The 12408-nt window shown below is 68.2% G+C and carries 10 protein-coding genes and 1 other RNA gene; 8 read left to right on the top strand and 3 right to left on the bottom strand.

The window, feature by feature from the left end:
- Nucleotides 1–31 precede the first annotated feature (31 nt).
- Both HWD99_RS06475 and rnpB read left to right on the top strand, forming a co-directional pair.
- On the top strand, nucleotides 32–1696 hold the full coding sequence (locus HWD99_RS06475) for a bifunctional 3'-5' exonuclease/DNA polymerase (protein WP_241795392.1): 1665 nt from the start codon (nucleotides 32–34) through the stop codon (nucleotides 1694–1696).
- A 25-nt stretch (nucleotides 1697–1721) separates the two neighbouring features.
- Nucleotides 1722–2078: RNase P RNA component class A (rnpB, locus tag HWD99_RS06470), an RNA gene on the top strand.
- Nucleotides 2079–2146: 68 nt separating this feature from the next.
- Here the strand turns inward: rnpB and ppgK are convergent.
- Nucleotides 2147–2893 (bottom strand): polyphosphate--glucose phosphotransferase, encoded by a 747-nt coding sequence (gene ppgK, locus HWD99_RS06465; protein WP_241795391.1) that lies wholly within the window; start codon nucleotides 2891–2893, stop codon nucleotides 2147–2149.
- Between the two features lie 69 nt (nucleotides 2894–2962).
- Between ppgK and HWD99_RS06460 the strand changes: the two genes are divergently transcribed.
- The 4 genes from HWD99_RS06460 (at nucleotide 2963) to HWD99_RS06445 (ending at nucleotide 8491) form a co-directional block, all read left to right on the top strand.
- The gene (locus HWD99_RS06460) at nucleotides 2963–3178 is read left to right on the top strand and encodes an SPOR domain-containing protein (protein WP_241795390.1); all 216 of its coding nucleotides are present in this window, start codon (nucleotides 2963–2965) and stop codon (nucleotides 3176–3178) included.
- 2 nt (nucleotides 3179–3180) lie between these two features.
- Nucleotides 3181–4518, top strand: coding sequence for a type I glutamate--ammonia ligase (gene glnA / locus HWD99_RS06455; protein ID WP_241795389.1), 1338 nt, complete (start codon nucleotides 3181–3183; stop codon nucleotides 4516–4518).
- A 9-nt stretch (nucleotides 4519–4527) separates the two neighbouring features.
- Complete coding sequence (locus HWD99_RS06450; protein WP_241795388.1) at nucleotides 4528–7503, top strand: bifunctional [glutamine synthetase] adenylyltransferase/[glutamine synthetase]-adenylyl-L-tyrosine phosphorylase; 2976 nt, start codon at nucleotides 4528–4530, stop codon at nucleotides 7501–7503.
- A 73-nt stretch (nucleotides 7504–7576) separates the two neighbouring features.
- Entirely contained in the window at nucleotides 7577–8491 is a 915-nt protein-coding gene (locus tag HWD99_RS06445; RefSeq protein WP_241795387.1) for a diacylglycerol kinase family protein, read from the top strand.
- Here HWD99_RS06445 and HWD99_RS06440 read toward each other — a convergent pair.
- On the bottom strand, nucleotides 8478–9632 hold the full coding sequence (locus HWD99_RS06440) for an AI-2E family transporter (RefSeq protein ID WP_241795386.1): 1155 nt from the start codon (nucleotides 9630–9632) through the stop codon (nucleotides 8478–8480). The two genes, HWD99_RS06445 and HWD99_RS06440, sit on opposite strands and share 14 nt — an antisense overlap.
- Before the next feature lie 129 nt (nucleotides 9633–9761).
- Here HWD99_RS06440 and HWD99_RS06435 point away from each other — a divergent pair, with 129 nt between their 5' ends.
- Entirely contained in the window at nucleotides 9762–10268 is a 507-nt protein-coding gene (locus HWD99_RS06435) for a GNAT family N-acetyltransferase (RefSeq protein ID WP_241795385.1), read from the top strand.
- A 49-nt stretch (nucleotides 10269–10317) separates the two neighbouring features.
- The gene (locus HWD99_RS06430) at nucleotides 10318–10824 is read left to right on the top strand and encodes a hypothetical protein (protein WP_241795384.1); all 507 of its coding nucleotides are present in this window, start codon (nucleotides 10318–10320) and stop codon (nucleotides 10822–10824) included.
- Nucleotides 10825–10924: 100 nt separating this feature from the next.
- On the opposite strand, the gene glnA (HWD99_RS06425) is transcribed toward HWD99_RS06430, so the two are convergent.
- Nucleotides 10925–12349 carry a type I glutamate--ammonia ligase gene (gene glnA, locus HWD99_RS06425; RefSeq protein WP_194764023.1) on the bottom strand — a complete coding sequence of 475 codons (1425 nt, stop codon included), beginning with the start codon at nucleotides 12347–12349 and terminating at the stop codon, nucleotides 10925–10927.
- Nucleotides 12350–12408 lie beyond the last annotated feature (59 nt).

The following is a 12408-nucleotide window of genomic DNA, read 5'->3' as shown; positions in this document are numbered from 1 at the left end:
GACGCAGCGGCCGTCGGCCGAACGTCGTGTCATGCTGCTCGCGGTCGGGCGAGACGGCTACACCGCGATCGAGCTCGATCAGGACGACTCCGAGCGGAGCAGGGTCGATCTCCCCGCGGCCGAGATGCCCGACTGGGTCGCGGCCCAGGAGCGCGCGAATCCGCCCCGCTGGGTGATCCGCAGCGCGCGCGAGATCTATCCCGTGCTCCTCGAGCGGCGAGTCCTCCTCGGCCGCTCGCACGACCTGCTGCTGTGCCATGCCATCCTCCGCGACACCGACAAGGTCGCCCGGCCGCTGGCCCCCTCGTCGTCGTGGGTGCGGAGGGACCCCGTCGACGACACGCCGACCCTGTTCGACGTCGTCGATCAGGGCGATGCCGACGATCCCGTCGCCGAGGCGCTCGACCAGTACCGGGAGCAGCGCCGCGTTCTGAGAGACGGCAAGGACGGACGTCTCACCCTGCTCGCCGCCGCGGAATCGGCGGGCGGACTCATCGCCGAGGAGATGCGGGCCGCCGGCCTGCCCTGGAACGAGAGGGTGCACGACGAGATCCTCACCGAGATCCTCGGCACACGCCCCATCGCCGGCGGTATCCCGAGCCGGATGGTCGCCGAGGGGGATCGCATCCGATCGATCCTGAGCGACCCCACGCTGAACCTCGAGAGTCAGCCCAAGCTCCTCCGCGCGCTCCACCGGGTGGGAGTGCAGGTCGAGTCGACCGGCCGATGGGAGCTCGCGCAGCACAGCCATCCCGTCGTCCCGCCCCTCCTGGCCTACAAGAAGCTTTCACGGCTGCTGAGCGCGAACGGGTGGGCCTGGCTCGCCGAGTGGGTGCGCGAGGGGCGCTTCCGGCCCGTCTACATCCCCGGCGGAGTCGTCACCGGACGCTGGGCCTCGGCGGGCGGAGGGGCGCTGCAGCTGCCCCGCACTCTGCGCGCAGCGGTGCGCGCCGATGAGGGGTGGACTCTCGTGGTGGCCGACGTCGCGCAGCTCGAACCGCGGATGCTCGCGGCGATGGCCGGCGATCGGGCGATGGCCCGGGCGGCGCAGGGCACCGATCTCTACGCCGGCGTCGTCGAATCCGGCGCGGTCGCCACGCGGGAAGAGGCGAAGTACGCCGTGCTCGGAGCGATGTACGGTGCCACGACGGGCGACAGCGGCCGACTCGTCCCGCGGCTGCGCAAGGTCTATCCGCGGGCGATGGCCCACGTCGACAAGGCGGCCCGCATCGGCGAGGACGGCGGCATCGTGTCGACGTGGCTTGGTCGATCGTCGCCGCGGCCCTCGGAGGAGTGGGAGGGGATGCAGGCGCGCGCCACCGGAGCCGACGCGGATCCGGCCGAGGTCGCGATCGCACGCCGACGCGCGCGGGACTGGGGCCGGTTCACCCGCAACTTCGTGGTGCAGGGGACCGCAGCGGAGTGGTCGCTGATCTGGCTCGCCGAGATCAGGCATCGTCTGCAGCGTCTTCCCGAGGCCGAGCGGCCCGCACCGGCATCCGCGGCGTTCGCCACCAGGGCGCACCTGGCCTTCTTCCTGCACGACGAGGTCATCCTCCACGTCCCGGCGGAGCAGGCCGAAGCGGCGGCGGAGGCGGTGCGTGAGGCAGCGGCCGTGGCGACACGGCGGCTGTTCGGCGACTTCCCGATCGACGTGCCCCTCGACCTGCGCATCGCGGAGTCCGCAGAGAAGTGACGCCCGCGTAGACTGGGACTGCGAATGGGTCGACTGGACGGTCGCGTGGCGGGCAACCGCACCGAGGAACGTCCGGGCTCCTCAGGGCAGGACGGTGGGTAACGCCCACCCGGAGTGATCCGCGAGACAGTGCCACAGAGAGCAGACCGCCCCGCAAGGGGTAAGGGTGAAAGGGTGGTGTAAGAGACCACCGGGGGCCGTGGTGACACGGCCCGCCAGGTAAACCTCGTCCGGAGCAAGGTCAGACAGAGGATGATGACGCGGCTCGCCGAGTCCTCGGGTAGACCGCTAGAGTGCCACGGCAACGTGTCGCCGAGAGAGATGGCCGTCGAAGGGGCGAAGAACCCCGGAACAGAACCCGGCGTACAGGTCGGCCCATTCGCCTCAGACACGAGAGAAGGCCCCGCTGACTCAGCGGGGCCTTCTCTCGTGAGGGTTCGTGCCGGTGGGTCAGTCGCCGGCGAGCGACGCCGCGCCGATGATGCCGGAGTTGTTGCGGTGGATCGCGGGGACGATCGGGGTCTTGAGGTCGAGCAGAGGCAGGAAGTCTCCGGCGTTCTTCGAGACGCCGCCGCCGACGACGAACAGGTCGGGGCTGAAGAGGAACTCGATGTGCGAGTAGAACTTCTGCAGACGCTCGGCCCACTCGGCCCACGAGAGTCCTTCTCGTTCCCGTGCCGAGGTCGCCGCGTACGTCTCGACCGATTCGTACTCGCCGAAGTTGAGGTGTCCGAGCTCGGTGTTCGGCAGCAGGACGCCGTCGTTCAGGAACGCGGAGCCGATGCCGGTGCCGAGGGTGGTGAGCAGCGTGAAGCCGCGCACATCGCGCGCCGCGCCGTGACGGGCCTCGGCGACTCCGGCGGCATCCGCGTCGTTCACGAAGACGATGTTGCGACCCAGGCCGTCGCGGAAGAACCGCTCGGCGTCGAAGTCGATCCACTCCTTCGAGACGTTGGCGGCCGAGAGGGTCTTGCCGCGCTTGACGATCGCGGGGAACGCGACGCCGAGGGGAAGAGTCGAATCGTGCACGTCGAGCGTCTTGAGAACCGTCTGGACGGCCTGCAGCACATCCTGCGGAGACGCGCCCTCAGGAGTGGGGACGCGCACCCTGTCCGATGCCATGGTCCCGTGCTCGAGGTCGACGATGCCTGCCTTGATACCCGTGCCGCCGATGTCGACGCCGATCGCTTTTGCCATGATCGATAGCTTAGCCAGGTGCTCCGCGCCAGTAGGATCGATGACACCACGTGATGAAGGGGATCTGCCATGTCGAACGGCGATGAGAAGTACTGGTACAACCTGGAGACCGGTCAGGTGGAGTTCGGCATGATCTCCGCATCCGCCGATCGTGTGGGCCCCTTCGACACGGAGGCCGAGGCATCCCGGGCCCCCGAGAAGCTGAAGGAGCGCTCCCGTGCCTGGGCCGATGAGGAGGCCGCCGAGAGCGGCTGGGACTCCGGAATCGGCAAGGGCGCAGAATGACGATGGACAAGCAGAGGGATTTCGTCCTCCGGACGATCGAGGAGCGCGGCGTCAAGTTCGTGCGTCTGTGGTTCACCGATGTCATCGGCACGCTCAAGTCGGTGGCGATCGCGCCCGCCGAGGTCGAGGGTGCTTTCGCCGAGGGAATCGGCTTCGACGGCTCGGCCATCGAGGGCCTCACGCGCAGCTACGAGTCCGACCTGCTCGCGCAGCCCGACCCCACCACGTTCCAGACTCTTCCCTGGCGCGGCGAGATCGACCCGACCGCACGCATGTTCTGCGACATCACGACGCCCGACGGTCGCCCCGCCGTGTCCGATCCCCGGCACGTGCTCAAGCGCACGCTCGCGAAGGCCGCCGACGCGGGGTTCACGTTCTACACGCATCCCGAGATCGAGTTCTATCTGCTGAAGTCGTCGTCGTTCGGTCCCGAAGGGCCCGTCCCGGTCGACTCCGCGGGCTACTTCGACAACGTGCCGGGCGGCACAGCGCACGACTTCCGCCGCCGATCGGTGCGGATGCTCGAAGACCTCGGCATCTCGGTCGAGTTCAGCCACCACGAGGGCGGCCCCGGTCAGAACGAGATCGACCTGCGCTACGCCGATGCGCTCACGATGGCCGACAACGTCATGACCTTCCGCACCGTCATCAAAGAGGTCGCGATCGAGCAGGGCGTGTACGCCACGTTCATGCCGAAGCCGCTCAGCGGTCACCCCGGCAGCGGCATGCACACGCACATGTCGCTCTTCGAGGGCGAGCGCAATGCGTTCTACGAAGAGGGCGCCAAGTACCAGCTCTCGAAGACGGGCCGGCATTTCATCGCCGGTCTGCTGCGTCATGCCAACGAGATCTCCGCGGTCACGAACCAGTTCGTGAACTCCTACAAGCGACTGTGGGGCGGAGACGAGGCGCCGAGCTTCGTGACGTGGGGGCACAACAACCGGTCCGCCCTCGTCCGCGTGCCGATGTACAAGCCGAACAAGGGCGGTTCCTCGCGTGTCGAGTACCGCGCTCTCGACTCGGCGGCCAACCCCTACCTCGCGTACGCGCTCATGCTCGCGGCGGGTCTGAAGGGCATCGAAGAGGGCTACGAGCTCCCGCCCGAGGCCGAGGACAACGTGTGGTCTCTGAGCGACGCCGAGCGGCGTGCACTCGGATACGCGGCGCTGCCCGCCAGCCTCGATCACGCGCTCGAGTACATGGAGACGTCCGAGCTCGTCGCCGAGACCCTGGGCGAGTCCGTCTTCAACTACGTGCTGCTCAACAAGCGCAAGGAGTGGGAGGCGTACCGCGGCCAGGTCACGCCGCTGGAGCTGAAGAACAACCTCGAGCTGCTCTGACGCGCGCGCATGGCCCGCTCGGACGATTCCGTCTCCCTCTCGGCCCTGGCGCGGCTCGGGTTCGCAGAGCTGAGCGACGCGGCGGCGAACCTCGCTGAGCTGGCTGACCTGCTCGGCGTCGACCGCGCGACACTGCTCGACGGAGCGGTCGCCGCCGATCCCGACGCCGCAGTCGACGGGATGCTGCGCGTCGCACGTCGTGACGCGCAGCCCGTCGCGACGCTGTTCCGTGACGCCGATGCGCGCCGCAGTGCGTGGCGGGTGTTCGGGGCGTCGGGCGGATTCGCCGACTTCTTCCTGAGGCACCCCGCCGAGATCGCCGTGCTCGCCGAGCCGATGCGGGAGCTGCCCTCGGCAGACGAGCTGCGTGGCCGCATGCTCGATGCGATCGGCGCCGACGACGGGTTCGCCGCAGCGGGCGATGATGCGGCGGTGGTCGCGCTCCGCGTGGCGTATCGACGTAATCTGGCTGCCATCGCGGCGTTCGACCTCGCCGCACACAACCCGGTGATGGTGCTGGCCGATGTCGCGGCGGCGCTGGCCGACATCGCCGGCGCAGCGCTCGAGGCGTCGCTCGCGGTCGCCAGGACGCGACTGTCCGACACGGTGCGGCGGGAACAGGTCGCCGCGACGCAGCTCGCCGTGATCGGCATGGGCAAGGCCGGCGCGCGCGAGCTGAACTACGTCAGCGACGTGGACGTCATCTTCGTGGGGGGAACGAGCGACGAGGAGGTCGTCGACGAAGCGCGGGCGATCGACATCGCGACCCGTCTCGCCCGCGAGACCATGCGGGGTCTCAGCGGCATCGAGGTGGAGCCTCCGCTCTGGGAGGTCGATGCCGCGCTGCGCCCCGAGGGCAAGCAGGGGGCGCTCGTGCGTTCGCTCTCGTCGCACCTGGCCTACTACGACCGCTGGGCGAAGAGCTGGGAGTTCCAGGCGCTGCTCAAGGCGCGGCCGCTCGCGGGCGACCCCGGCCTCGGCGCCGAGTACGTCGCCGCCGTGCAGCCGAAGGTGTTCTCCAGCGCCGCCAGGGAGAACTTCGTCGACAGCGTGCAGCGCATGCGCGAGCGCGTCATGGAGTACATCGACCCGGCCGACGCCCCCTATCAGCTCAAACTCGGCTCGGGAGGACTCCGGGACATCGAGTTCACCGTGCAGCTCCTTCAGCTGGTGCACGGGCTCACCGACCCGCGACTGCGCACCCGCGGCACCCTGGAGAGCCTCGATGCGCTCGTCGACGGCGGGTACATCGGCCGAGCCGAGGCGGGCACCTTCGCCGACGACTACTGCATCCTCCGTGTCATGGAGCACCGACTGCAGCTGCGAGAGCTGAGCCGCACGCATCTGATGCCGCGCACCCCGGCCGGCCTGCGGGTGCTCGCCCGCAGCTCGGGCCTCGCCGACTCCGGTGAGGCGATCTGGGCGAGGTGGGAGAGCGTGCGCCGTGAAGTGCGCGACATCCACACCAAGCTGTTCTACCGCCCCCTTCTCAGCGCCGTGGCGTCGCTGCCCGAAGAGGAGCGCACGCTCTCCACCGCGCAGGCGCACGATCGCCTGATGGCCATCGGCTTCCGCGACCCCGCGGGGGCGCTGCGCCATATCGGAGCGCTCACGACCGGGCTCAGCCGCAAAGCCACGATCCAGCGCCATCTCATGCCCGTCATGGTGCGCTGGTTCGCCGACGGCAGCGACCCCGACTATGCGCTGATCGCCTTCCGCCGCATCAGCGAGCGACTCGGTGACACCCCGTGGTTCCTGCGCATGCTGCGTGATTCCTCCGGCGCGGCCGAGAGCCTGACCCGGCTGCTGTCGTCGTCCCGCTACGTCGGCGAGCTCATGGAGTGGATCCCGGAGTCCGTGGCGTGGCTCGACAGCAGCGACCTCCTGCGGCCACGCAGCGGCGCTGCGATCGACGAAGAGGCCCGAGCCATCCAGACGCGTCACGAGACGATCGGCGGCGCTCTGCAGGCCGTACGCGCCCTGCGGCGACGTGAGCTGCTGCGCACCGCCATGGGCGGCGTCCTCGACGTGCTCACGATCGAGGAGATCGCGCGGTCGTTGACCGAGATCACCGAGGCGACCATCCAGGCGGCGCTCCGCGCCGTGCGGCGCGAGATCGTCCCCGACGAAGACGACGCGATGGACTTCGCCGTGATCGCGATGGGCCGCTTCGGAGGTGCGGAACTCGGCTTCGGCTCCGACGCCGACATCCTCTACGTCTACGACGCGAACGGCGTCGACCCGCAGCGCGCGCAGACGCTCGCCACGCGCATCGTCGCGGGGCTCCGCGAGCATCTCACCGATCACCGGGTGCCTCTCGACCTCGATGCGGACCTCCGACCCGAGGGGCGCAACGGACCCGTGGTGCGCACTCTCGACGCGTACGCGGAGTACTACCGACGCTGGTCGCTCTCCTGGGAGGCGCAGGCGCTCCTGCGCGCTCGGGGCGTCGCGGGCAGCGTCAAGCTCATCGCCCGGTTCACGGAGCTGGCCGACAGTATCCGCTATCCCGCGGCGATCGATCTGCAGGGCACCCGCGAGATCAAGCGCATCAAGGCGCGCGTCGAGGGGGAGAGGCTGCCGCAGGGGGTCGATCCCCGGCGCCACCTGAAGCTCGGGCCGGGCACGCTGAGCGATGTGGAATGGCTCGTGCAGCTGCTGCAGCTGCAGCACGCGAACGAGGTGCCCGCGCTGCAGACGACGTCGACCCTCACGGCGCTCGGTGCCGCCGTCGAGGCCGGGCTGGTGCCGTCCGAGTCGGCGGACCTTCTCCGTGACGCGTGGCTGCTGTCGAGTCGTCTCCGCTCCGCGATCACTCTGTACACGGGCAAGACCAGCGACATCCTGCCGACGGATCCTCGTGATCTCGACGCGGTGGGGCGTCTGCTCGGGTATCCCGACCGTGCCGCAAGCGTGCTCGACGACGACTATCTGGGTGTGACGCGGCGTGCCCGCCGCGCGTTCGAGGATCTGTTCTATGGGTGACGGCGCCTCTCGCCGCAGCGAAGGCACGGGCGCGTCGTTTGCCTTTTCGGCGCCCGTCGCTCAGGCTGAGCGCATGACGATCTCGAAGCTCGGTGTGATCTGGAACCCGTCGAAAATCGACGAGGACAAGCTGCGCACCGCCGTGTCCGACACCTTCACCTCGGAAGTGGAGTGGTGGGAGACCAGTGTCGAGGATCCGGGCCGCGGCATGGCCGAGCTGGCCGTCGAAGCGGGCTGCGACGTGGTCGTCGCCGTGGGCGGCGACGGAACGGTCCGCGCGGTCGCCGAGGCCCTCGCCGGCACGGACACCGCGCTGGGCATCGTCCCGCAGGGAACCGGCAACCTCCTGGCCCGCAACCTCGAGGTCCCGCTCAACGACATCCCCGCGGCGCTTCGCCGTGTGCGCGACGGAGAGCCCCGGAAGATCGACGTGGGCTGGGTCGATCACGACGGCACCGAGCACGCATTCGTGGTCATGGTCGGATTCGGCATCGACGCGCAGATGCTCGTCGAGACCGATGACGACCTGAAGGACAAGGCCGGCTGGCTGGCATACGTCGAGGCGATGGGCCGCGCCCTCGCCGGCACCGAGATGACCGACATCACCGTGACCCTCGACGACGGCGATGCCCAGGAGATGCGCGGTCACACCATGCTGATCGGCAACTGCGGCATGGTGCAGGGAGGCATCCGCCTGCTCCCCGATGCCGTGCTCGACGACGGTCTGCTCGACATCCTGCTCGTCAGCGCCGACGGTCCGCTGCAGTGGCTCGACACCGTCCGCTCGTTCGTCTGGGAGAACGGCATCCGTCGCATCCTGGGCAGCGTCGACGAGGCCGTGAGCACCGACTCGACACGGCACATCTCGGCCGAGCGCGCGACGATCGAGCTCTCGTCACCGCTGGCGTTCGAGATCGACGGCGAAGAGGTCGGCGAGGTGACGAGCTTCTCGGTGCGGGTCCAGCCCGCCGCCCTCACCGTTCGCTGAGGGTTCCCGGCGGCACGGTCTTGCTGTCCTGAGTCGGGAAGACGACCTTCTGGACGATGATGATGACGCTGGCTGCGACCGGGATCGCGACCAGCGCGCCGAGGATGCCGCCGAGTGCGCCACCGGCCACCGCAGCGATCACGACGAGTGCGCCGGGCACGGCGACGGCCTTGTTCATGATGCGCGGCGAGAGCACGTACGCCTCGATCTGCATGTACACGAGGTAGTAGACGAACGCGATCAGCGCGGTGACAGGACTCACGATCAGGCAGATCAGCGAATTGACGATCGAGGCGCTCAGGGTACCGACGAGCGGGATCATCGATCCGATGAACGCGATGAGTGCGAGCAGAGCGGGAACCGGGGCGCCGATGATGCTCAGGAATATCAGGCTCAGGACGCCGTTCACCAGCGCGAGGCTCGCCTGACCGATGACGTAGCGTCCCACGGCGCCGGACACGTCGTCGAGGAGTCCACTGAACGTGTCGCGCTGATACGCGGGTACGAAGCGCGCAGCGACGCTCTTCATGCTGCGCAGGGACGCCATGAAGTAGAGCGTGAGGATGAGGACGATCGTCACGCCCGTGAAACCGCCGGCGATCCCCGCACCGACCGCGAAGACCCCGCCACCGATGTCGGCGAGGTTGCCCGGGTCCTGCAGGAACGAGAGGACGCCGTTCGCCGCATCCTCGAACGTCGAGCCGAACTGGGCGTTGAGATCCTTGAACCAGTCCGACGCCATGATGTCCTTGACCATCTGCGGACCGTTCTCGATCAGATTCGCGACCTGCTCCACGAGGATCGGCACGATCGCCAGGATGACACCTGCGAAGGCGAGCACGACTCCGGCGACGACGATCGCTACGGCCGCGGGGCGCGGGAGCTTGCGCTCGAGGAACGAGACGATCGGGTCGAGTCCGAGGGCGAGGAAGATCGCCACTCCGATGTAGACCAGCACGGTGGCGAGCTGATTGACGATTCCGCCCAGGACCAGCGCCACCAGAACGCCGAGAGCACCCAGAAGCCCGTACATGAACGGATTGATGCGAGCGATCGCGGCGGCCGCGGTCTTCGGCTGTGCCGGGGGAGTCTCGGAGGTGAAGCCCCTCTTCGACTGCGGCTTGTCGTGCTTGCGGCGCATTGCGGCCCCCACTGTGTTCGATCGGACCCCTCAGTTGACCAGTCGCACAGGGCGAAAGCAAGCGCGACACGGGCGCGGAGCGTCCGAATCCGCTGAGCCGGTGTCGGATGCCTGTGGCAGGGTTCGGTCATGGACACTCCTACGCTCCGACGATGGTCCGCCGACGATCTCGATCTGCTGCGGTCGGCGAACACCGTCGACATGACGGCGCACCTCAACGGCGCCGAGACCGAACAGCAGCTGATCGAGCGCAACGCCCGCTATCTGCGCCTCTGGGACGAGGGCGAGGCGCGGATGTTCGCCATCGAGGACGAAGCATCGAGCGCGGTCGGCGGGATCGGGTTCTGGAAGACCGAGTGGCGAGACGCGCCGGCGCTCGAGGCAGGCTGGTTCGTCGTTTCGGAGGCGCAGGGGAGAGGCATCGCGTCGCGCGCTCTGCTCCTGCTCATCGATGACGCCCGCACGCACCGCGACGGTCGACGAATGCTGACGGCATTCCCGTCGCAGTCGAACGCGGGCTCGAACGCGCTGTGCCGTCGGAGCGGGTTCACCCTCGCCGGAACCCTCACCGAGACGTTCCGAGGCGCAGAGCTGACGGTGAACGAGTGGGTGCTCGATCTGGAGGCCTCGCGGTAGCGTGGGCTGCACGTCGACCGAGGGAGCCATTCATGACGGGGACAGCCCCATGACGCGGGTCGCAGGCATCGCCTCCTGGTCGGCCGCCGGAGGAATGCTGCTGATCGGTGCGACGGGGGCGCTGGTCACCGCGGACGCCTGGTCGTCCTGCGGGGGCGACCAGACGACGGAGGCTTGTCTGCGCGCCATGGATCAGCCGGGTCATCTCGTGACTCTGCAGCTGCTCTGGCTCGGCGCACTCGGCCTGTGCGTTCTCGCTCTGTTCGTCGCCCGGGGGCGTGGCCCCCGCGTCATCGCGGGAATCGCGGCGCTCCTCGTCTTCGTGATGAGCTATCCGACCGAGTACATCCTGTGGCTCGGTATCGCCGGCGGTCATTGGGATGTCGCCCCCGGCACCGGCTACACGCAGTCCCTCGCGTTCGTGCTCGCCGGGGTGCTCCTCTCGGTCTCCGCGCGTCGATCGGCCGACGATGGAGATCGGAGGCCTATCCCGACGGAGTCTGCGTCGGCCAGCCTCGTCGAGATGGCCGTCGGCAGCGCGCACCGCGCGTCCTGACCGCGCGCACGAGTCGTCTCCAGTTCTCGGGAACCCCGACGCACGACGAAGGCCCGGTCCCGCGCCTGTGCACGGAACCGGGCCTTCTCAGTGTCTGGGATCAGACGCCGTAGTACAGCTCGAACTCGAACGGGTGCGGGCGCTGAGCCATCGGCAGGATCTCGTTCTCGTACTTGTAGGAGATCCAGGTCTCGATGAGCTCCTCGGTGAAGACACCGCCCTCGAGCAGGAACGCGTGGTCCTGACGCAGAGCCTCGAGCGAGTCGAGCAGCGAGTTCGGGACCTGGGGGATGTTCTTGGCCTCCTCGGGCGGAAGCTCGTAGAGGTCCTTGTCGACCGGCTCGTGCGGCTCGATGCGGTTCTTGATGCCGTCGAGGCCCGCCATCAGCTGCGCGGCGAACGCGAGGTACGGGTTGCCCGAGGCGTCCGGCGCGCGGAACTCGATGCGCTTGGCCTTGGGGTTGGAGCCCGTGATCGGGATGCGGATCGCGGCGGAACGGTTACCGGCCGAGTAGACCAGGTTGACCGGAGCCTCGAAGCCCTTGACCAGGCGGTGGTAGCTGTTCAGCGTCGGGTTCGTGAAGGCGAGCAGCGCCGGCGCGTGGGCGAGGATTCCGCCGATGTACCAGCGAGCGATGTCGCTGAGCTGGCCGTAGCCTGCCTCGTCGTAGAACAGCGGCTTGCCGTCGCTCCACAGCGACTGGTGCGTGTGCATGCCCGATCCGTTGTCGCCGTAGAGCGGCTTCGGCATGAACGTGGCGGTCTTGCCCCACTGGTCTGCGGTGTTCTTGACGATGTACTTGAACTTCAGGATGTCGTCTGCCGCGTGCACCATCGTGTCGAAGCGGTAGTTGATCTCCTGCTGGCCCGCGGTGCCCACCTCGTGGTGCGAGCGCTCGAGGATGAAGCCCGCGTCGATCAGCTTGAGCGTGATGTCGTCGCGCAGATCGGCCGTCTTGTCGACGGGGGAGACGGGGAAGTATCCGCCCTTGTATGGGGTCTTGTTTCCGAGGTTTCCGCCCTCTTCCTCGCGACCGGTGTTCCACGCGGCCTCTTCGGAGTCGACCTTGTAGAAGCTCTCGCCGGCGGTGACCGAGTAGCGGACCTCGTCGAAGATGTAGAACTCGGCCTCGGGGGCGAAGAACGCGGTGTCGGCGATGCCGGTGGACGCGAGGTACTTCTCGGCGTTCTTGGCGACCTGACGCGGGTCCTTCGAGTAGATCTCGCCGGTGCGCGGGTTGTAGATGTCGAAGATCATGACGAGGGTGCTGGCCTCGCGGAACGGGTCGATGTACGCCGTCGTGACATCAGGGATGAGCTGCATGTCGGACTCGTGGATGCTCGCGAAGCCGCGGATCGAGGAGCCGTCGAACAGCTGGCCGTCGGTGAAGAAGTCCTCGTCGACGGTGGAGGCGGGGATGTTGAAGTGCTGCTGGACACCAGGAAGATCGGTGAATCGGATGTCAAGGAACTTGACGTCGTTCTCCTTGATGTAGGCGAGCACCTCGGACGAATCTTTGAACATGTACGACTCCTGGATTGCGGATCGATGGCTTCACGGCCATTGTGCACAGTACGTGCAGG

The sequence above is a fragment of the Microbacterium sp. C5A9 genome (assembly GCF_022627955.1).
In the GTDB taxonomy this organism is placed as follows: Bacteria; Actinomycetota; Actinomycetes; order Actinomycetales; family Microbacteriaceae; genus Microbacterium.
This window is presented reverse-complemented; position numbering and strand designations above follow the sequence as displayed.